This is a genomic window from Acinetobacter sp. YH12241 (genome assembly GCF_013417535.1).
Classification (GTDB): Bacteria; Pseudomonadota; Gammaproteobacteria; order Pseudomonadales; family Moraxellaceae; genus Acinetobacter.
In genome coordinates this window covers 13539-36353 of sequence record NZ_VPDQ01000023.1, presented here as the reverse complement: position 1 = coordinate 36353, position 22815 = coordinate 13539, and the positions used below count along the sequence as shown (strand labels likewise).

Annotated in this window: 16 protein-coding genes and 1 pseudogene; 8 read left to right on the top strand and 9 right to left on the bottom strand. The window is 41.7% G+C overall.

The window, feature by feature from the left end; all coding sequences use genetic code 11:
* Positions 1 to 14 precede the first annotated feature (14 nt).
* From FTV18_RS11995 to fahA, 3 genes are read right to left on the bottom strand one after another with little or no spacing between them, the layout of a single operon-like run.
* On the bottom strand, positions 15 to 590 hold the full coding sequence (locus tag FTV18_RS11995) for a VOC family protein (RefSeq protein WP_180011410.1): 576 nt from the start codon (positions 588 to 590) through the stop codon (positions 15 to 17).
* 20 nt (positions 591 to 610) lie between these two features.
* Positions 611 to 1249 (bottom strand): maleylacetoacetate isomerase, encoded by a 639-nt coding sequence (gene maiA / locus FTV18_RS11990; RefSeq protein ID WP_180011455.1) that lies wholly within the window; start codon positions 1247 to 1249, stop codon positions 611 to 613.
* Between the two features lie 20 nt (positions 1250 to 1269).
* Positions 1270 to 2553 (bottom strand): fumarylacetoacetase, encoded by a 1284-nt coding sequence (gene fahA / locus FTV18_RS11985; RefSeq protein WP_180011412.1) that lies wholly within the window; start codon positions 2551 to 2553, stop codon positions 1270 to 1272.
* 188 nt (positions 2554 to 2741) lie between these two features.
* Here fahA and FTV18_RS11980 point away from each other — a divergent pair, with 188 nt between their 5' ends.
* Positions 2742 to 3563, top strand: coding sequence for an IclR family transcriptional regulator (locus tag FTV18_RS11980; protein ID WP_051065369.1), 822 nt, complete (start codon positions 2742 to 2744; stop codon positions 3561 to 3563).
* Positions 3564 to 3810: 247 nt separating this feature from the next.
* On the opposite strand, the gene FTV18_RS11975 is transcribed toward FTV18_RS11980, so the two are convergent.
* From FTV18_RS11975 to FTV18_RS11950, 6 genes are all read right to left on the bottom strand, one after another.
* On the bottom strand, positions 3811 to 4281 hold the full coding sequence (locus tag FTV18_RS11975) for a hypothetical protein (protein ID WP_180002435.1): 471 nt from the start codon (positions 4279 to 4281) through the stop codon (positions 3811 to 3813).
* Positions 4282 to 4735: 454 nt separating this feature from the next.
* Positions 4736 to 5962 (bottom strand): amino acid aminotransferase, encoded by a 1227-nt coding sequence (locus tag FTV18_RS11970; protein ID WP_180011414.1) that lies wholly within the window; start codon positions 5960 to 5962, stop codon positions 4736 to 4738.
* A gap of 29 nt (positions 5963 to 5991) precedes the next feature.
* Positions 5992 to 7392: an amino acid permease gene (locus FTV18_RS11965; protein WP_180011415.1), complete on the bottom strand. Its 1401-nt coding sequence runs from the start codon at positions 7390 to 7392 to the stop codon at positions 5992 to 5994.
* 170 nt (positions 7393 to 7562) lie between these two features.
* Entirely contained in the window at positions 7563 to 8624 is a 1062-nt protein-coding gene (gene hppD / locus FTV18_RS11960) for a 4-hydroxyphenylpyruvate dioxygenase (protein ID WP_004811022.1), read from the bottom strand.
* Positions 8625 to 9238: 614 nt separating this feature from the next.
* Positions 9239 to 11395 (bottom strand): TonB-dependent receptor, encoded by a 2157-nt coding sequence (locus FTV18_RS11955; protein ID WP_180011416.1) that lies wholly within the window; start codon positions 11393 to 11395, stop codon positions 9239 to 9241.
* Between the two features lie 105 nt (positions 11396 to 11500).
* On the bottom strand, positions 11501 to 11944 hold the full coding sequence (locus FTV18_RS11950; protein ID WP_180018213.1) for a hypothetical protein: 444 nt from the start codon (positions 11942 to 11944) through the stop codon (positions 11501 to 11503).
* Between the two features lie 654 nt (positions 11945 to 12598).
* Here FTV18_RS11950 and ampC point away from each other — a divergent pair.
* The 7 genes and pseudogenes from ampC to nirD all read left to right on the top strand — a co-directional run bounded on the left by ampC (position 12599) and on the right by nirD (position 22764).
* Positions 12599 to 13759, top strand: a pseudogene (gene ampC / locus FTV18_RS11945) (class C beta-lactamase).
* A 274-nt stretch (positions 13760 to 14033) separates the two neighbouring features.
* Positions 14034 to 14951 (top strand): LysR family transcriptional regulator, encoded by a 918-nt coding sequence (locus FTV18_RS11940; protein ID WP_180011420.1) that lies wholly within the window; start codon positions 14034 to 14036, stop codon positions 14949 to 14951.
* Between the two features lie 205 nt (positions 14952 to 15156).
* Positions 15157 to 15639 carry a VOC family protein gene (locus FTV18_RS11935; protein WP_180018215.1) on the top strand — a complete coding sequence of 161 codons (483 nt, stop codon included), beginning with the start codon at positions 15157 to 15159 and terminating at the stop codon, positions 15637 to 15639.
* A 329-nt stretch (positions 15640 to 15968) separates the two neighbouring features.
* Positions 15969 to 16670: a VIT family protein gene (locus FTV18_RS11930; RefSeq protein ID WP_180002442.1), complete on the top strand. Its 702-nt coding sequence runs from the start codon at positions 15969 to 15971 to the stop codon at positions 16668 to 16670.
* A gap of 531 nt (positions 16671 to 17201) precedes the next feature.
* A complete protein-coding gene (locus tag FTV18_RS11925) occupies positions 17202 to 18542 on the top strand; it encodes an MFS transporter (protein WP_004783163.1) in 1341 nt (446 codons plus the stop codon).
* Between the two features lie 40 nt (positions 18543 to 18582).
* Positions 18583 to 21129 (top strand): nitrite reductase large subunit NirB, encoded by a 2547-nt coding sequence (gene nirB / locus FTV18_RS11920; protein ID WP_218945564.1) that lies wholly within the window; start codon positions 18583 to 18585, stop codon positions 21127 to 21129.
* Positions 21130 to 21153: 24 nt separating this feature from the next.
* The gene (nirD, locus tag FTV18_RS11915; RefSeq protein ID WP_180011426.1) at positions 21154 to 22764 is read left to right on the top strand and encodes a nitrite reductase small subunit NirD; all 1611 of its coding nucleotides are present in this window, start codon (positions 21154 to 21156) and stop codon (positions 22762 to 22764) included.
* Positions 22765 to 22815: the final 51 nt, after the last annotated feature.

The window sequence follows — 22815 nt, the reverse complement described above, 5'->3', positions numbered from 1 at the left end:
CCTTTTCTTAAAATTCAAGAGTCCATCTTCACTTCACGAGCGCTATGGTCTAATTCATCCGCATGCAGGAAGTGGGTATGTGAAGGCGCGCGTTTGGTTTTGCTCCATTGTTCCAGCATGTCATACTTCATTTCTTCGGTAATCATGGCGATTTTCTGTGGTGCTTTTTCATCATCATAAGCCAGTTCCAGACGGTGACCATTTGGATCAAAGAAGTAAATCGAATGGAAAATGCCGTGATTGGTAATGCCCAGTACATCTACGCCATTGGCTTCCAGATGCTCTTTGGCCTGAACCAGTGCCTGACGATCCTTCACTTTTAAGGCAATGTGCTGCACCCATTTCGGGGTATTTTCATCGCGGCCCATTTCCGGTTGGGTGGGCAGTTCAAAGAAGGCCAAAACATTGCCATTACCAGCATCTAAAAACAGGTGCATATATGGGTCAAAAGCCTTGGTAGACGGGACATGATCCTCAGCAAAAGCCAGGATAAAGTCCATGTTCAGGTTTTTTTTGTACCATTCTACGGTTTCTTTGGCATCTTTACAGCGGTAGGCGACATGGTGAATTTTTTCGATTTGAATGGTCATGTTTATATCCTTATATGTTCTTATGCTGCATCGGGCTGCGCTTCAGGTGCAGCTTTTTGAAATGCATCCAGTGAGTTGCAATGGGCATAAATCGATTCAATTTTCGGAAAATCTGAAAGATCGATGTTGAAACGTTTGGCGTTATATACCTGTGGAATCAAACAGCAATCTGCAAGGCTCGGTTGATCTCCAAAACAGAATTGGCCATTTGAATGCGTTAATTGAGCTTCAAGCGCTTTTAAGCCGGTGACGACCCAGTGTCTGTACCATTCGGTTTTCTGTTCATCGCTGGCATTCAGGGTTTTACTGAGGTACTGAAGTACACGCAGGTTGTTGAGTGGATGAATGTCACAGGCAATATTCAGACTAAAGGCCCGGATCAGGGCACGCTGTTGCAAATTCTTGGGCAACAGGGGAGTTTCCGGAAATTTTTCTTCCAGATATTCAATCATGCTGAGCGACTGGGTCAGCGTGAAATCATCTTCAATTAAGGCAGGGACCAGCTCACCCGGATTGACCCGACGAAATGTTTCACTATGCTGTTCGCCGCCATTGTTCACCAGATGAACCGGGATATGTTCTGCTTCGAGTCCTTTCAGGTTGAGCGCAATACGAACCCGGTAAGCGGCTGAACTACGAAAATAGGTATACAGTTGCATGGTCATGATTTCACCCCGGACTATTCAGTAAAACCGAAATCAATTGCTGGCAGGATTTTGCCGCTCACAGCACCGAAACCGATACGCAGGCCATCTTTTTCACAATGACCTTTCATGATCACGGTATCGCCGTCTTGAATGAAGGTACGCTGTTCACCATTCGATAAAGTCAGTGGCTTGGTGGCATTCCAGGTAATTTCCAGTAATGAACCATAAGAATTAGGCGTAGGGCCTGAAATCGTACCTGAACCCATCAGATCACCGACCTGAACATTACAGCCGGCAATGGTGTGATGAGCCAGTTGCTGTGCCATCGACCAGTACATATATTTGAAATTGGTTTCGCAGATGACATCAGCCTGGTCTGAATTTTCAGGCTGAATTTCCACAGACAGATTGATGTCATAGCTGTTACTGCTGTTATCTTCACGTAGGTAAGCCAGCGGTTTTGGCTCCTGAGCAGGTGAACTGGTTTTAAACGGTTCAAGCGCTTCCATGGTCACGATCCATGGCGAGATCGAAGAGGCAAAAGTCTTGGCGTTAAATGGACCTAGCGGTACATATTCCCATTGTTGCAAGTCACGTGCAGACCAATCATTGAACAGCACCATGCCAAAAATATGATTCCAGGCATTTTCAATCGCAATGGGCTCGCCTAAGTTATTTGGCTTGCCGATGATAAAGCCGGTTTCCAGTTCGAAGTCGAGCTTGCGACATGCTGAAAATACTGGACGATCAGAATCCGGTAATTTGATCTGTCCAGATGGACGCACGATTTCTGTCCCGCTAACAATCACGGAGCTGGCACGGCCGTTATAACCGACTGGAAGTTCTGACCAGTTTGCTAACAATGCATTTTTCGGATCACGGAACATACAGCCGACATTAGTGGCATGTTCTTTGGATGAATAGAAATCGGTATAGCCTGAGATATGCACCGGTAGATGCATTTTGACATCTGACTGTTTCAAGAAAACCAGATCACGTAGCTCTTTGTTGTCACGCAATTCAGCATGATCCGCTGACAGTAACTTTTGTAATTCCGTACGTACTTTAGACCAGTTGGCTTTACCCGACTCAATAAAACTATTCAAAGTTGGCTGATTAAAAAATTGCTGACCTTGTTCCAGCTTTAAATAACTTTTTGCTTCCAATGCTGCTAGATCAACCACCCATTCTCCAAGTGCCACCCCAGCACGTGGTTGGGTGTTTTGCTCATTACTGAAAATACCATAAGGCAAGTTTTCTAAAGGGAAATCTGAATCAGGAGCGATGTCGACAAATGACTTTAAACGCGTCGTCATAAATATGAATCCTTTCCGTGGAAAATTTAAGTTCTATACAGAATCATACTTATATTTTTAAATTACGCAATAAATAATTTGATTATGAATAATGTAAATTTGTTAAAATGAAGTTATGATCTGAATCTGGAATCAGATTTGGCTGAGCAAGATTTTTGATTTCAGTAGTACAATGGTTTTATAGAGCCATGAAAATTAATGCGTATATGCAGGATGAAACGATGAGCGTTGAGGAAGAAAAATTACAGGGAGGAGTGCAGTCTCTAGAAGTAGGATTAACTGTACTCGATGCATTGACTGAACATAATGCACCGATGATGTTAAAAGAGCTGTCAGAAGTCCTGTCTATGCATCCTGCAAAAGTGCATCGCTATGTGGTGAGTCTGATACGTAAAGGTTATGCCCAGCAGCTCAGTGATGGACGTTATAGTCTGGGTGAGCGTGCTCACGCATTTGGCGTCAATGCCTTAAAACGTACCGATATGCTGGAATTAACCCAAAAATATATTACGCAGATTCAGCAGCATTTAAATTGCAGTATTCATGTCAGTAAATGGTTTGCCGATGGTGCTGTCGTGGTTCAGTCGCTTGAATCCAATCATGTATTTAATATTATTACCCGGGTCGGCTCGCGCATGCCTTTGCTGAAGTCGGCAACAGGCCGCTTGCATGCCTGCCTGCAGCCAGAATACATCATCAAGCCTCTGCTGGAAAAAGAGTGGGCGAGTAGCGCTAAAGCAGGTCAATATCCTGCGAACTGGGAAGAATTTTTGCAGCTTAAAGAGAAAATTCTACAGCAGGGCTATGCTTCAGTAACCGGCGATATGATGGCAGGCATCCATGCGGTGGCGATTCCAGTATATAACTTCAGTCGACAGCTTGATCATGTTATTACCTGTATTGGCACCGAAGACCAGTTGCCAGCAGACCAGATGCAACAAGCCATTGATTATCTGCTCGGGATTCAACAGCAGATTGATGCCTTGTTTAATCCACAGGTGGCTGTCTAACTCTTTCATTAATTGCAGATCACTTTTAGTCATTTCATAGATCCAGATCTAATTTAGGTACTGGATCTTTTTTATATCCAGCTTTTGATCATCGTAGAGAAATTAAAAAGTGGCTTAATTATGAAAACTAGAATTCTTATTTTAATGGATACGAAAGAGAAGAGTTGAACAGAGACTCTTACCTCTTAGATGCTTTAGAGTTTGTATAACAGCCTTTATGTTAAATAGGTGGGGTGAGACATCAAGTTTAATCATAAAGTGCATGATTATAATCAACTCCTAGACCTAACCTCGATAAGTTATTTATTGTTTCTGATCCAAATGAAATGATGTCTTCATGCTGAATATAATTATCATAGCTACAAATTAAGCGAGAGCCATTAGGTATGAAAAAATCCTTAACCTTTTCTAATGTAGAGAATTGATTTAAGTAGTTATTTATAAACTTATTTTGTAATAAAAATATATGAAATGGCTCAGAAAATTCGTCATATTGATTAATATTTTTCGGATCCTTAATAACCTCTTTCCAGTCTTTGCTTCCAAGGAGGTAATAATGGCAGGGAATAATATCTAAGTCTTTATAATAAGGGCCCACTCTTTTAGGAAGATTTCCTCCAGACATTTCAAAGTTGATATTGTTATTAATTAGTGCTTTTTTAAACAACTCTTTTTGTCGATATTCAATCCCTATACAGATATGAAGTGTTCTAAGCATAAAATTCCCCTAAGAAAAAGTGGATACTTAGCTCCTATAAAAGACTATAGTAGCTGAATCAATTCTTAATGCCCCGGAACATAAATTTATTAATACTTATGAAGTCTTTCTAAAATTAACATAATACACGTTATACGAAAAATATTTAAATTTATCTTTTATAAATCATTATTTTACTGTATGAGAAAAAATCCGATCATCACAGATCGGACTTTTTTTATGATTTTTCATATTTAACGCTTAATAAAGAAGCAATGTTCCACTGTTTTATATAGTCTCATTAATTCCAAAGCAAAAAGTATCCAGATGAAAATAAGAATAGATATCCAAGTGGTTACGGATTTTGCCCAAGAACATGACCTGACTCTATTTTTATTTAAAAAGATCAAATCACCATTCATAAAAAAAGCCTTCGAGCACTCAAGCTAGAAGGCTTTTAAAAACTTACTGTTTTTTAAGCGATCAATGGTTCAGCTTCATTCTCCATTTTAATCACCGCAGCCATCGACTCGGCAACATAATCAATATTGCTGAGGTTCAGGCCTGCTGTACACATCCGGCCACTACGAACCAGATAAATACCATAATGCTGTTTTAACAGATCCACTTGCTCAGCAGTTAAACCAGTATAGCTAAACATACCTTGCTGTTGAGTCAGGTAGCTGAAATCAAGTTCTGGCAATGCCTGAGACAATTTTTCTTTGAGTAAGCCACGCATACGTAAAATACGCTGGCGCATCTCTTCAACTTCAGCCTGCCATTGCTGAAACAGTTCAGGATTATTTAACACCTGACTGACCAATAGCGCACCATTGGCCGCTGGACTTGAATAAATCCGGCGAACTGTAGCTTTTAACTGGCCTAAAACATTTTGTGCGCTTGTAGCGTCATCACAGACAAAACTTAAGCTACCAATACGTTCTCCATATAAAGAGAAGATTTTGGAAAATGAATGACTGACGATAAAGTTCATTCTGGCTTGATCAAGTGCACGAATGGCATAGGCATCCTGTTCCAGACCCTGACCGAAACCTTGATATGCCATATCCAGGAACGGAATTAAGGATTGAGCCTTTAATACTTCAATGACTTGATCCCACTCATGTGGCTGTAAGTCTGCCCCGGTCGGGTTATGACAACATGGATGTAATAACACAATACTTTGAGCGGGCAGCTGTTTTAAGCAATCCAGCATCGCCGGTACATTAACGGCATTGGTTTCTGCATCATAATAAGGATAGAAATGGGTCTGAATACCAGCGCCATTAAAGATGGCAATATGGTTTTCCCAAGTCGGCTGGCTCACCCAGATTTCAGATTCTGGAAAATATTTTTTCAAAAAGTCAGCGCCGACTTTTAGCGCACCTGAGCCGCCCAAGGTCTGAATCGTGACTACACGGCCTTGCTCGCGGGCAGGGCTGGAAGTTCCAAAAATTAATTCCTGTGCAGCCTGGTTAAAGCTGTTCAGACCATCCATCGGCAAGTAAACACGAACTTTATTATAGTCAGGGGTCAGGTAAGTATAGGCTTTTTGCACTGAGTCTAGCTGTGGCACGATATTATCTTCGTTGTAATACAGGCCGATGCTTAAGTTAACTTTGTTATTACGCTGATCTTTGTTGAATTCTTCCATTAAAGAGAGAATCGGATCACCGGCATAAGTATCAATATGTTGAAACATGAATCTATCCTAATCTAATCAATATGCGATTACGCTTCTGGTAAAGAGCTAATTTTGCTGTTGTCTAACATAGCCGTCTGAGATTCCTGTTTGCGCTTAAAGAAGTAGGCAACCGAGAGAATACCAATCCAGACCGGAATCATGATGACAGCAACGCGCATGTCCGGGGTGCTGCTCATAATCAGCAGAATACCGCCCATAAATGCGATACATAAATAGTTGGTAAATGGATAAGCCACACTTGGAAAATCGGTTCTAGTCTGCGTACGATTCATGGAGGTCTTGAATTTCAAATGAGTATAGGAAATAACAAGCCAGTTAATCACGATGGCAGCAACCACCAGCATCATCAACATGCTAAAGGCTTTTTCCGGCACCAGATAATTTAATAAAACGCACATCAAGGTGAAAAACGCTGAAACCATCACCGCATTCACAGGGATGCCACGCTGATTAATCTTGCTTAAGAACTTCGGCGCATTACCTTGCTGGGCTAAACCTAACAGCATACGGCTGGTACAGTAGTTAGTACTGTTATATACCGAAACCGCCGCGGTTAACACCACAAAATTCAAAACTCCGGCAACTGTCTGACTGCCGAGAGAATCAAAAATCATCACAAATGGACTACCACCTTGCGCCATCATGTTCCAAGGGTAAAGTGATAAAATCACTACCAGACTCAGGATATAAAATAACAGGACACGGTAGACAATTTGATTGACTGCTTTAGGTAAGGTCTTTTTCGGGTTATCGGTTTCAGCGGCTGCGATCCCGACCAGTTCAATGCCGCCAAAAGCAAACATGATCATGGCCATCGCCATAATCAGGCCCATGATTCTATTCGGGAAGAAGCCGCCGAGTTGCCATAAATTTTCCAGACTGGACTGGCTATGGCCGCTACCACTGGCAAGCAGGTAGCTGCCGAACGCAATCATGGCAATAATTGCACCAACTTTAATGATCGCCAGCCAGAACTCCATTTCACCGAATAATTTCACGTGAAGCAAATTAATGATATTGATGAAAATGAAGAAGCCGAGGGCAGAGACCCAGGTCGGAATTTCTGGCCACCAGTAATGGATATAAAGACCGACGGCACTTAATTCGGCCATACAGACCAGAATATTCAGTACCCAGTAATTCCAGCCCGACATAAATCCGGCAAATTTGCCCCAGTATTTATAAGCGAAATGACTAAAAGAACCGCTCACAGGTTCATGTACAATCATTTCACCCAGCTGGCGCATCATTAAGAAGGCAATCAAGCCTGCAATGGCATAACCTAAAATAACAGAAGGCCCAGCAAGCTTGATCGTTTGTGAAATTCCAAGAAACAGTCCGGTACCAATTGAACCACCGAGTGCGATGAGCTGAATATGCCGGTTACTTAAACCTTTTTTCAGGTTTCCTTGTTCAATATGCTGCATTTTTATTCATCATCCATGTGAGATTAAGTGCTGAACTATGATGTGCTTTATTATTTTTATGCCGTCATCGATGCAGAATCTTAAGTGTTATACGAGCGTATACGTTGAAACAGAGGCAACCATACCGATGCATATGAGACTACATAGACACCGGTATGGTTTTAAAAAGGTCAGGCTTTAGAAATGTCTAAAACACCACGTTTGATCTGATCACGTTCGATTGATTCAAATAAGGCCTTAAAGTTACCTTCACCGAAACCATCATCGTCTTTGCGCTGGATAAATTCAAAGAACACCGGGCCAATCATATTTTCAGAGAAAATCTGTAACAGCAGGCGTTTGTTACCATCTTTGGTATTGCCATCGAGCAGAATGCCGCGTTTTTGCAGCTCATCCGCAGGCTCACCATGGTTCGGCAAGCGCTCATCCAGCATTTCATAATAAGTGCTTGGCGGTGGCGTCATGAACTTGGTGCCTAAAGCTTTCAGCTTGTCCCAGGTCTCAAGCAGGTCATCACAGATAAAGGCAATGTGCTGAATACCTTCACCATTGAATTCATTCAGGAATTCAGCGATCTGGCCATTACCTTTGTCAGAATCTTCATTTAGTGGAATACGGATCTTACCATCTGGTGCTGTTAGTGCCTTAGAAGTCAGGCCAGTGTATTCACCTTTGATGTCGAAGTAGCGGATTTCCTGGAAGTTGAAAATCTTTTCATAGAAATCTGCCCAGTACTGCATACGACCTTTATAAACGTTATGCGTTAAATGGTCGATTTCATTCAGACCTGTGCCGACTGGACGCGATGGAACATTATCGAAGAAGATAAAATCATTTTGGTAAATGTCACAATCGACCAGGAAGATTGGAGAACCACCGATTCCTTTAATCGCAGGGATGTTAAGCTCCATTGGGCCGATTTTGCTATAAATCGGTTCTGCACCGATTTCAATCGCCTTTTGAAAAGCTTTTGCCGCATTCTTGGTACGGAAGCCCATTGCACAAGCAGAAGGACCGTGCTCTTTATAGAAAAATGCTGCATATGATTCAGGCTGATAATTCAGAATGATATTAATATTGCCCTGGCGCCATAAATAGACATTTTTCGATTTATGCTTCGCCACTTTAGTGAATCCGATGGCTTGGAAAACAGGATCCAACTGACCATCTTCAGATACAAATTCAATAAATTCGAATCCACACAGTTCTAATGGATTGGCTAATTCATTCATACAACATCCTCATTTTTTAGAAGCAATCCTATTGCTCATCTTTTACTGTCTGTTCAGGCTCTACGGAGGTATCACTGCCGTTTTATATTGAGAAGACAAATCCGTTTGCCTGACTTCTTTGACTTGCTGAACTGCATCGATTCCTGATGCACACAAGAAAGAGAAGGAATTTAACTCATCATACTGGATCTTGAATATTATTCAATACGTAATTTGATTACGTAATAAATAATTTATTAAAATATCGGGTTAATTTATAACATAAATTAATGTTATTCATAAAAAATATTTTTTGGATAATTCCAAGATACTAAATCATAGGAAATGTAGTTTTTTGTAAGGAAAATCTATTTTGAATACTCATATCAAAAAGGCTTATGAACACAAGTTTTTGTTATGGAAATTTAAGAAAATGAAATATTAAAAACTTAGCTTCAACTTATTTTGATATTCAAAAAAAAAAGCCCTTAAATAATTAAGAGCTTTAGTCATACAATCCATTTATATCTAATGGCCATACCGGTTCCAGCATTCAAGACTGAAAGGATAGGCATCTTCGAATAGAGATCAAAACAGGCTGAGTGTTTATCTCTTGGTAACAATTTAAACAGGCTTTAAAAGCGATACTTTGCTCCTATTGTGATGTTTAAAGGCAAAGCATATTGAGGAATCGTACCTGAACTTGAAGTATTGAGACTGCCATCTGCCAGATAACTGAGACCCTGATCATAATAGGATTGATCTGTAATATTCTGTGCAATGGCGAATAGCTGTAATTGAGGAGTGGCTTGATAATTCGCACTTAAATCAACCGTTAAGGTCCCCTCATTCAACTGGGTATGCGCGGTGTTATTCCAATACTCGGCAAACTCTCGTAACTGCACATTTAGATGCAGCTGGTCTGTCGCTTGCCAGGATGCACCCCAAGTCGCATTCCAGGTCGGAATCTGTCCGATCTGCTGGCCGGTTGGCGCTACAGCAACGCTTAAATTAGAGCGAGTCAGTTCAGACTTGGTTCTTGTATAACCCGCATTCAGGCTAATACGATCGTTCACCTGAACATTTGCGATGAGTTCAAATCCTTGCATTTTGGCATCACCGGCATTGACATACTGGCGTAATGTGGCAGCAGCACTCACCCCAGTATCACAGTAATTATTGCCTGCCTCACAGTCGGATCGAACAACCGCATAATCAATGTAATCTTTCACTTTATTATAAAAATAGGTGCCAGAAAGCGTTAAAGCATGATCGCTAAAATCAAAACCCAGTTCGGCTCCCCGGTTGGTTTGGGATTTCAGGTCAGTATTGGGAACTGTGTAATTCGAACCGCCGATAAAACTACGGTACATCTGGTTCAGACCGGGTGCAGAGAAGTTTTTATAGGCTGCACCGCGCAGATCCAGTTGATCATTGAAATGATATTTAAAGCCGAGGCGGGGACTAAAGTGATTTTCATCTTGGTCAGTCAGACGGTTTTGAATCGGGCTGCCTGCATATTGTCCATAAGTTTCTGCATCCGAGGCTTTCCAGAAATCCTGACGTAAACCCAAAGTAATATCCAGAGGTAAGGTTTCAGGACGATACAAAGCTTGGGCAAAAATACCTGCAAACTGATGCGTTGCTTCTGAGGTGATATTGCCCAAAAAACCGGTACTATTAAAAATATTCAGCGGGTCTTTCACTTCAATCTGGCGATAGTCAACGCCAAATTTAATATCTTCCAATTGTTTCCATTGGGTATTGGCAGTCAGGGAAGTACCGAAACTGTCATATTCCGCTTTTTCCTTCTGGCTGATAATCGATGTGCCATTATTTGGAGTTGCCAGGCTATAACCTGGAATAGAAGCATTTTGAGTCTGCATATCATTGGTTTGATACCACGCTAATGTATTCAATTTCCAGTCTGGGCTCAGCTCGGTAAGGCCAGTGGCAGCAATACGAAACGTATTCCATTTATTTTCGGCATCCCTATATTGCAAACCTTCTTCTTTAGTTTCGCTCGCAAGCAAGGCGAGTAAATACTCATCCTGCTGATTGGGACTATAAATGGCTTTAATATTGAGTGTATCCACCTGACTTTCTGTTTTGCTCATGTCTGGATGGCGATATCGTTTCGGTACCTGCCAATAGCCATCAGACTGGCTGCCGTCATAACTCAAGCCGATTTTAAATTTTTCTGACAGTTCCCATCCTTGACTGGCTCCGTAACTAGCCGTATTAAAACTGCCATAACTTGCATAAATTGCACTGCCTTGTTCTGGCTGACGGGTAACAATATTAATTACGCCGCCCATGGCCATATTGCCCCATAAGCTGGTCGCACCACCGCCACGGATCACTTCAATTCGCTCAACCTGTTCTTTAGGAATCTGGGACCAATTGATAGTTCTAAAATAAGGATCATTGGCAGGAATACCATCGACAAGTACCAGATTTAAACCATTGGTGGAGGTGCCAAAACCACGGATGCTGATGAGCTGGCTAGTTGGATGTAATTGGGTCGATAGGCGGGCCGGAGTAAAGACGCCAGGAATTTTGTTAATAATCTGGTCAATACTGCTTTGTGGTGCATTTTGAATCTGTTCATGTTCAATGACCGTCGTACTCATGTCCATATCCTGTAAATTACTGCCACGGCTGGCCATCACGGATATAGGTGCTAATTGTTCGAGCTGCTTTGCTGGACTTTCTTCTGCATGAATAAGATTACAAGTCAAAATTGCGAGTGAAAGTGCGCTGAATTTAAATAAATTATTTTGTGTATTCATTATTATTCCACCTGAATCAGGAAAAAAGGAATGTCGAACCACATACTGAAAGTAAGTAGTTTGAATATTTTTAAAAATAATTAAGACAACTGTTTAGGTTATGAACTAGATAGAAAGTGGAGGACCACGATTTTGGAAGAAGGTTAAGTAAAGTTTTTGATAACGCTTGAGACTGGAAACAGGTAAACGATGAGGTGTTTTGCCCAAAATTAATGTCAGTAAGATGAGAAGGCAGGCAAGCCAAACAGGATTAAAATTCTGTCCCAAAACCAGACAGAATTTACAAAAAGTATCTGCGCTATACAGGATTTTTTCTTCTACATTGCGCTGTTCAGCTAATAGGAAAGATTTCTGGATCTGCGGCTGTGTCGCTTCTAATTTAATATGATCAGAATGGGCTTCCGGTGGATTGAAAATAGCAAGTTGCTTGCAGATTCCAGACCCAAGCTCAGGATGTGTTTGCAGAATGGGCGTAATAAAGACAGAAAGCTGCATTAGCCATGCAAAGATGGCGAATATAATAGAAGCTTTCTGAAAGGTTAAACACACAATTCATCCAACCTATATAAAAGGCGTATACATGATTATATAGCGTTTTTTGATTTTAAAAATGCTAATGGATAGTTGTAGTAATTCAAGATGGATAAATAGCGGTATAGGAGATTATATATTTAAATGAGTATTTATTTTTAAGCAAATTGAATAGTTTTATCTTTAGGCTTATTTTTTAAAATATAAATATAATCAATAGTTTATTTTGTTAACAACTTTTCTTAAAAATAATTTATGTATTTTATATTCTGATTTATTTTTCAAATATATTTTTAATTTTTAAAACCTCCTTATTTGTGGAGGTTGTTGTGATAAATAATGAAATCAAAATTTAATTGAATAATTTTTTAGTTAATAAAATAAAATCTTAAATTTAAAGTTATGGCTAGATTCAGCTTATTTTCATTTAACTCTTATATTTTATTTTCAAATTTTATAGGTATGCCAGTTCTACCATTTTTATAAAAAAGTGGAGAAAGCTTGGAATGACTATATGTCCTCTATGAGGGAGCAACTTATAGACAAGAGAGATTGAATAGTTCAGAAATTGAATTCACTAATCAATAGAAAGAGAAATAAAGAATCTACTAAGGATGAGTGGGGAAATAAGTGAGAAGATAACCACTTTCTTAAATGGGATAAAAAATAAGAATGGTTTTAATTACGTTGAAGGGATTTAAGGCAGGAATCATTGTCTTGGCTATAGGATTTAGCGTTCAGGCAAATGCAGATGAAACAAAGGGATATTATATTAAGGCTGCTATTGATCAGTCATTCAAGCCGCTCATGCAACAATATGATGTATTGGGAATGGCAGTCGGGGTGATTTATCAGGGAAAAAATCATGAATACTATTATGGCCTGCAATCTCATATCGACCATAAAGCTGTAAATCGGTAAACAATTTTTGAATTAGGTTCTGTAAGTAAAATCTTTACGGGCATTGCAGGGGGCTATGCCAAGAGTCAGGGCAAGCTTTCTTTTAATGATCATCCAGCTAAATATTGGCCTGATTTAAAGAATTCAGAAATCAACAAAGTCAGTTTGCTGGAATTAGCGACTTATACGAGTGGAAACTTACCTTTGCAATTTCCGGATCAGGTTAAGACTGATCAGCAAGTTTTAGAGTATTTTCAAGATTGGCAGATTAAACATCCGCCTGGCCAATATCGGCAATATTCAAATCCCAGTATTGGCTTGTTTGGTGAGTTAAGTGCAAGATCAATGAATGTTCCTTTTAGCGTATTGCTTGAACAGATGATTTTTCCAAAACTCAATTTAAAGAATACCTATATCAATGTTCCGAAAGCACATAGGGTTCATTATGCTTTTGGTTATGATCAGAACAATCATCCGGTGCGGGTAAACCCGGGAGCTTTAGATGCCCAGGCTTATGGTGTGAAATCTACACTTCCCGATATGCTGAAATTATTAGATGCCAATCTGAATCTGAAAAAGAATAAGCCTGATATTAAACAAGCGCTTCTGGAAACTCATCATGGATATTTTAAGCTTGGAAAAATGACCCAAGCACTCGGTTGGGAGACTTTTTCATATCCGACGACGCTCGATATTTTGCTGGAAAGTAATTCTGAAAAAGTCGTGATGCAAGCAAATCCAATAGTCAAAAATACTATTCAGGAAAAATCACAAGTCTTTCATAAAACCGGTTCAACCAATGGCTTTGGCACCTATGTGCTGTTTGTTCCGGAAGAAAATTTTGGACTGGTGATGATGATGAATAAAAAAATTCCCAATGCAGAGCGAATCAAGGCAGCCTATCAAGTCTTTCAGTCCATAAAAAACAGTTAAGTTTATTAAGCCTGAATAGAAGGAAATGTCTCATGATTTTTGAGCTAGGATGTTTCCTTCTTTTGAAAAGAGGTTGAGTCTTAAACTCTAACTGAAGTAAAAGCCTCCTAATTTCGGAGATTTTTATTTTGTATCGGTAAGAGTGGTAGATTTTATTGGTTGAGAAAAATTCATTCTATAAATTTTAAAATGAAATTTAATAATATTAAAGTTCAAAATAGGGTAAGCTTATTTAATTAAGATTGAATCAGATTAGATAGGTTTCAGGGCATTCATGTTAGAACTTCGTCATTTAAAAACCTTAGTCGCGTTACGAGAACATGGCTCACTGGTTGCAGCAGCAGGAGATCTTTGTCTCACGCCTTCAGCTTTGTCCCATCAGCTTCGTGAATTGGATCAATGGTTCGGAGTCGAAATCGTCAATCGCCGTAGTCGCCCGGTCAGTTTTTCCAATGTCGGGCAGCGCTTGCTGAAGCTGGCAGATGATATTTTGCCTCAAGTCCATGTTGCACAGAGTGATATCATTCGCATTGTGCATGGGCAGACAGGACGGATCATTTTTTCTTCCGAATGCCATAGCTGTTTCGACTGGTTGATGCCTTTACTGAATCAATATCGTATTCAATATCCAGATGTAGATTTGGATTTCGCTTCTGGCTTTGAGGCCAATCCGCATGAACTGTTACAAACAGGGGAATTCGATCTGCTTATTACCGCCGATCCGATTGAACTGAAGGGTATAGAGTATTTCCCGATTTTTGAGTATGAGTCGCGTTTGGTGCTATCGAATACTCATCCTTTAGTGCGTTCCCAAAGTATTAGCGTCCAGGAATTGGCGGAAGAAACACTGATTACTTATCCAGTGGACAAGCACCGTCTGGACATCATGTCACACCTGTTTATTCCAGCGAATATTTTACCTAAACAAATTCGGACCACCGACTTGACTCAAATGCTGATTCAACTGGTTGCCAGTGGTCGGGGAATTGCAGCCTTGCCAGATTGGGTAGTGAATGAATATGAGCAAAAAGGCTGGGTGACTTCACGCCGTTTGAATTGTATAGCCCCGAATGGACTGCGCCGGACTTTATATGCAGGTTATCGAACTGAAGAAAAGCAGAAAGATTATTTCGAGGGATTTTTAAAGCAGCTTGATCGATTCTCAAAAAAGAGAATCACATATTATGATTAAGTGGTGATAAAGGTTTCCTCTCGACTCTTTAAAACTATTCTTTTTGATGACGCTTTCAGTCAATTAGATCAATAAATATACAATTCTAAAACAGGCTTATCTTAATTTTGGGTGAAAGATGGGAAGAGTAGGACTCAACTAGTAGATGAGATATTGAAGAGTTCTTAGGTAGTTTAAAACCTATTCTGAAAGAAGAGGTGAGATCATGAATATTGCAAAGAATACCATCTGTCTTTGGTACGATCATGATGCTGAAGAAGCTGCACGATTTTATGCAGAAGCTTTTCCAAATTCATCTATAGGTGCTATCGTTCTTGCACCTGGAGATTATCCCTCTGGTAAAGCAGGTGATGTCATCACAGTAGACTTTACCGTACTGGGTATTCCATGTATTGGTTTAAACGGAGGACCTGTATTTCAGCATAATGAATCTTTCTCATTTCAAGTCGCCACAGAGGATCAGGAAGAAACTGACCGCTATTGGAATGCGATCGTCAATAATGGCGGTCAGGAAAGCGAATGCGGATGGTGTAAGGATAAATGGGGGGTATCTTGGCAAATCATCCCTAAAGCTTTGCTTGAAGCATCATACAGTTCAGACCGTGGTGTTGCTAAAAGAGCTTTTGATGCCATGATGACCATGAAGAAAATTGATGTCGCTGCAATTGAAGCTGCCATCCGAGGCTAAGGCATGGTCTTGATATCAGTGATTAATGCCATGTATTTAGTTTAAGCGTTTGGCCTTATTACTTATATAAAGTGAGAGGTCATTGTTAATAATCAGAAGTTCATCCTTTAAGGTATAGCCAGTGAGTTGCTTATGGCGGCCGCTGGCTAAAATCTATTTAAGCCTTCACAATAAATAATTTTTCTTTTTTAAAATAAGTAGATGAAACTCGAAGATATCTCTGAAGGTGAAGATTCATATTTGAAATATTTGGCTTAATGTAAGATGATAAAATAGTAAGTGACTAAAATTTAAAATCTTATTTCATCTGCTAGAAGAACGAGAAAGACATGCCTCATTCCCATCATCATGAAAAACACTATATACAACGTTCTGGCTGGTTGCGTGCCGCAGTGCTTGGTGCCAATGATGGAATTATTTCCGTGACCAGTCTGGTTGTCGGGATGGCAGCCAGTGGTGCTTCGTCACAAACACTTTTGATTGCTTGTGTTGCTGGCCTGATTTCTGGTGCAGCCTCGATGGCAGCTGGGGAATATATCTCGGTCAAATCGCAACAGGATATTGAAAAAAATGATCTCGCCATGGAAGAGCGGGAATTAAATCTGCATCCCGTACATGAATTAAGAGAACTAAAAAATATTTATATCAAGCGAGGTTTAGAAGCTGATCTGGCCGAAGAAGTGGCAAAACAGCTTACTGCACATAATGCCTTGGATGCGCATGCGCGTGATGAAATTGGAATTCTGGAACAGACAGCTGCCCGGCCCTTTACGGCGGCATTTTCTTCAGCATCAGCATTTACGGTAGGTTCTTTATTTCCATTGGTATCCATTTTGGTTTTGCCTTCACATTTGCTAGATCAGGGCGTTATGCTGGTGGGAGTGCTTAGTCTGGGAATGATGGGAGCATTAGCCAGTTATGCAGGCGGTGGCAGTATGTGGAAAGGCGCACTGCGTGTCATGATTTGGGGCATCGTTGCCATGCTATTCAGTTTCTGGATTGGCTCTCTATTTAATGTTACTACCATGTAATTATTTAAAAAATATGGAATAAATTTATATTGTTCTCTATATGTCCAAAATTCAAGTGAAGTACATAATCTTGAATTAAAATTTTCCTCATTGAATTGTATTAGACACATCTAGATTTTTAAGTAACTAACTCATTTAAAAAAATTAAATTTTAACTACAAGTTTTTCTTTAATTAAAAATACCTAATTTGATTATATGCTTCCTTGCACTAAAGCTGTGCCAAAAGGCGCAGTGAAGTGGCAATTTTAAAATCTGGATATGAATATTCTCAGGAAAATAAGAAAGAGCTTGGTTCTCAGTCACTATAATTTAGAAAAAATATAAAAGTACCTCTAGATAATTAATATAAATACAAATACTTATTCGTATAACTATTTTATTGGCACGCTTTGTGCTTATTAGAATTTGAGTCAAAGACGACTCTAAAGAAATTTGTAAGACGGCCAATGACGTCCGTTCTGATCGCATCTGGTGTGCAGCGATTCGCATAGCAGATAAGCCTATACGTTCAGTTCTGGAAGGAGATGGTGATGTCTTCAAATTTATATGAAAAGAAAGCAACAAAAATAAGTCTTTTGAATTTCAGCAGCGCAGCAATGAGAGCCTTCCATATGAGTTGGCTCGCGTTTTTTGTCTGCTTCTTTGCCTGGTTCGCCTGTGCACCGCTGATGCCTGTAATCGCAGGTGAATTCAGCTTAACCAAAGATCAAATCGCCAATATCAATATTGCAGCAGTCGCAATCACTATTCTGGTTCGACTGATTGTCGGTCCGCTATGTGACAAATATGGTCCACGCAAAACCTATACCGCCTTACTCGTACTCGGCAGTATCCCGGTCTTTGGTGTGGCCTCTGCGAATAGCTATGAATCCTTTCTGTTTTTCCGCTTACTGATTGGCGCCATTGGTGCCAGTTTCGTCATTACCCAATATCACACCAGCATCATGTTTGCGCCGAATGTGGTCGGTACAGCCAATGCAGCAAGTGCAGGTTGGGGAAATGCCGGTGGTGGTGCAACTCAAGCCTTGATGCCTTTACTTCTAGCTGCGTTGGTGATGTTCGGTGTTGAACAGGCGATGGGCTGGAGAATTGCACTGATCGTTCCAGGCCTAATGATGGTGATCGTCGGTGCATTGTACTGGAAATTCACTCAGGACTGTCCACAAGGCAACTTTAAAGAACTGCGTGCAGCAGGAATTCAGGTTGGTAGCGAGAAAAAAGGTGGCATGGCAATTCTGATGCATGCTGCACGTAACTACCGTGTCTGGATTCTATTTGGCGCTTATGCGGCCTGTTTCGGTATCGAAATCTTCATTCATAACATCGTAGCCATGTACTACGTAGAAAACTTCAGCTTTGGTTTAAAAGAAGCAGGTATGACGGCCGGGATCTTCGGTCTGCTAGCCCTGTTTGCCCGTGCACTGGGTGGCATCGTTTCAGACAAAGTTGCCATCAAAAAAGGCCTGGACGGACGTACCAAAGTGCTGTTTGCCATGATCTTGATGGAAGGCTTATTCCTGATTTTATTCTCGCAAATGAACAGTGCCATGCTGGCCATTATCACAATGACTGTCTTTGCATTATTTACCCATATGGCATGTGGTGCAACATATGCGCTGGTGCCATTTATTGACCGTGATGCTTTAGGCGGTGTGGCCGGCATTATCGGTGCAGGCGGTAACGTGGGTGCGGTCGCAGCAGGATTCTTACTCAAAGGCATGCTGGATATTCAAACCTGTCTGATGGCACTTGGCGGCCTGGTCGTGATTGCAGCAAGTTTTGTTCTGATGATTCGCTTCTCGGTTGAGCATAAGGCCAAAGAGCAAAAGCTATATGAAGAAGCTGTTCTTGAACGAAACAACCTGGCTTAAAACACAAGATACAAGATTTAGAAAATTTCGGAGAAGGAATATGAAACTGGTAATGATTGGCCATGGCATGGTAGGACACAAATTTATTGAATCTGTGCTTGAGCATGCGGGTGATGACGTTGAAATCACGATTCTGGCAGAAGAGCCGCGTCTGGCTTATGACCGCGTCCATTTGACTGAATATTTCAGCGGCAAATCTGCAAAAGATTTAACTTTATGTCGATCTGACTTTGCGGATGCGTATGGTATTGATCTGCGTTTAGGCACTAAAGCGGTTTCTATCAATCAGGTAACACGTACAGTAACCACCCAGCATGGTGAGGAACTGACCTATGACAAGCTGATTCTGGCAACGGGTTCTTATGCATTCGTTCCACCAATTCCGGGTAATGATCGTGAAAATTGCTTTGTTTACCGTACTATTGAAGATCTGGATGCCATTCGTGCAGCGAGCTTGAATGCCAAAAACGGTGTCGTGATTGGTGGTGGTTTGCTGGGGCTGGAAGCGGCAAAAGCGCTGCGTGACCTGAATCTGGAAACGCATGTGGTCGAATTCGCACCACGCTTAATGGCAGTACAGATTGATGATCTTGGCGGTAAAGTATTACGCAGCAAAATCGAAGATCTGGGCGTTAAAGTCCATACCCAAAAAGCAACTTCGTCTATTGAAGACGGCGTAAATGCTAAACATGTGATGAAGTTTGGTGATGGTGCCGAGCTGGAAACTGACATCATTCTGTTCTCTGCAGGGATCCGTCCACGTGATGAACTGGCACGTCAAAGTGGGCTGGCGATTGGTGAGCGCGGTGGTATCGTGATCAATGATTACTGCCAGACATCAAATCCGGACATTTACGCAATTGGTGAATGTGCGCTGTGGAATAACAAGATTTTTGGTCTGGTTGCGCCCGGCTATGACATGGCACGTATTGCTGCGAAACATGTACTTCAAGAAGAATGTGCCTCATTTACTGGCGCAGACATGAGCACCAAGTTGAAACTGATGGGTGTGGATGTTGCATCAGTTGGCGATGCACATGCCATGACACCAGGTTCACTGAGCTACTTCTATGCAGATGAAGCAGCGCAGATCTACAAAAAAATCGTAGTTAATGCTGAAAAAACCAAACTGCTCGGTGCAGTGCTGGTCGGTTGTGCCAAAGAATATAACGACCTGCTGCAAATGATGCTAAATGGTCTGGAAATCCCGGAAAATCCGGAAAGCCTGATCATGCCGGGCTTTGATCAAGCGACTGCAAAAGCAGGCGGTAGCGGTGTAGACCTGCTCCCAGACAGCGCAACGATCTGTTCATGTAATAACGTATCTAAAGCGGATATCTGTTCAGCGATTGCCGATGGTTCAACTTCACTAGGCGCTCTGAAAAAATGCACCAAAGCTGCTACAGCTTGTGGTGGCTGTGCACCGCTGGTGACGCAAGTTCTGAAATCTGAGTTACAACGTCAAGGCGTAACAGTAAATAACCATCTCTGCGAACACTTTGCTTATTCACGCCAGGAACTGTATCACCTGGTTCGTGTGAATGAAATCAAGACCTTTGATGACCTGATCCAGCAACATGGTCATGGTCTGGGCTGTGATATCTGTAAGCCAACAGTGGCAAACATCCTGGCATCTTGCTGGAACGACTTTGTCCTGAAACCAAGCCATGCCGGCCTGCAAGACAGTAACGACTACTACCTCGGTAACATTCAAAAAGATGGTACTTACTCTGTCGTTCCTCGTATGGCAGGTGGTGAAGTCACTCCAGATGGTCTGATCGTAATTGGTCAAATTGCTAAAGAATATGGTCTGTACACCAAATTGACTGGCGGCCAGCGTGTCGATATGTTTGGTGCGCAACTGCATCAATTACCAGAAATCTGGGAAAAACTGATCAATGCCGGTTTTGAATCAGGTCATGCCTACGGTAAATCGCTGCGTACCGTGAAATCTTGTGTCGGCAGCACCTGGTGCCGTTATGGTGTAGATGATTCTGTGGGCTTGGCGATCTATCTGGAAAACCGCTATAAGGGCTTACGTTCTCCACACAAACTGAAAATGGCGGTGTCTGGCTGTACCCGTGAATGTGCCGAAGCACAAAGCAAAGACGTTGGTGTGATTGCTACTGAAAAAGGCTGGAACCTGTATGTCTGCGGTAACGGCGGTATGAAACCACGCCACGCGGAACTGCTGGCATCAGATCTGGATACACAAACTTTAGTCCGCTATATCGACCGTTTCTTCATGTTCTATATCCAGACGGCTGATCGTCTGCAACGTACTTCAGTATGGCGCGACAACCTCGAAGGCGGCTTAGATTATCTGAAAGATGTCATCGTCAATGACTCACTGGGTCTGGCAACAGAACTCGAGCGTCGTATGGAGCATGTGGTGGGCACTTATCAGGATGAATGGCGTACTGCAGTTGAAGATCCAGAAGTCCGTAAACGTTTCAAAACCTTTATTAATGCCAAGGCTGAACAGCAAAACGATCCGCACGTTCAATTTACTGAAGTGCGCGGTCAGATCCGTCCAAAAACTGAAGCTGAACGCAATGCCAGCCGTATTCCGGTAGTTGAAGCCTGATTCAAAGAATAAAGGAGCAAGAATATGACAATGTTTAAAGATATGAATGAACTGAATTGGGTTGAAGTGTGTGCACTGGATGACATCACGCCTAATACTGGCGTTGCAGCTTTGGTGGAAGATCAGCAAATTGCGATCTTTCGTGTAGGTTCAGAAAAACGTGTTTATGCACTCAGTAACCAGGATCCATTTAGTAAAGCGTTTGTGATGTCACGCGGCATCATTGGTGATCTGCAAGGTGAACGTGTAGTCGCTTCACCAATTTACAAGCAGCATTTTAGTTTGGCGACTGGCCGCTGCCTGGAAGATAAAGATCAAAAACTGCTGGTTTTTCCAAACAAAATTGAAAATGGCAAGGTGTTCATTAGCCCCGTGCCACAAAAAACCTATATCACCAACAACGGTGTTTCACCGGAAAAAATGAAACTGGTACTGGTCGGTAATGGTCTGGCAGGCATGCGTTGTCTGGAAGACCTGCTGGATATGGCACCAGACCGTTATGAAATTACTGTGATTGGTGAAGAGCCGTGGGGTAACTACAACCGCATCATGCTGTCGCCAGTGCTTTCTGGCGAGAAAACCATTGATGACATCATGCTACATCCGCATGCATGGTATGCCGACAAAGGTATCCGTCTGGTTGCAGGTGATCCAGCGGTTCGTATCGATCGTCTGCGTAAGCAGGTTTATACCGAAAAAGGCGAAGTGATCAGTTATGACCGTTTAATTCTGGCGACGGGTTCCAAACCATTCGTTCCGCCAATTCCAGGTAGCGACTTAAAAGGTGTACTCAGCTTCCGCGACATCTATGATGTAAATACCATGCTGGACTACTGCAAAACCAAGAAAAATGCGGTGGTGATTGGTGGTGGTCTACTGGGTCTGGAAGCAGCTTACGGTCTGAAACAGCAAGGCATGAATGTCACAGTATTGCATCTGATGGATCGTATCATGGATCGTCAGCTGGACAGCAAAGCCAGTCAGATGCTGAAAACAGCGATTGAGCAGAAAGGTATCACCATCCTGACTGAAGCCAATACCGAATGCTTAATTGGTGAAGAAGGTCATGTGACCCAAGTGAAACTAAAAGATGGCACCGTGCTGGCTGCTGATTTGGTGGTCTTCGCAGTTGGTATTCGTCCAAATATCGCATTGGCGCAAAGTGCCGGTCTGCGTTGCAACCATGGTGTGCTAGTGAATGACACCATGCAGACTTTTGACCCAAGTATTTATGCGATGGGTGAATGTATCGAGCACCGTGGTCAAACCTTTGGTCTGGTTGAACCACTTTGGGGCCAGGCGTTCATTTGTGCATCACATCTGGCCGAGCATGGCAGCCTGACCTTTAAATCGCCAACGGTTCCGACTCAGCTGAAAGTGAGTGGTTGTGATGTGTTCTCTGCAGGTGACTTCGAACCAAAAGATGATTTTGAAGATATCGTACTGAATGACGAGAAACGTCAGATCTATAAACGCATTATTATTCAAAAGGATAAAGTCATTGGTGCGGTGCTGTTTGGTGATACGGAAGACGGTGCCTGGTATGCCGAACTGATTGCAGATCAAACCCCAATTGCAACGATTCGTAACAAGCTGCTTTTTGGTCGGGATTTTGCATTAAAGAAAGCAGGGTAAAAAATCAATTTGTCATGGTGAAACCAAGATCCGCGGAAACGTCATCCGCAA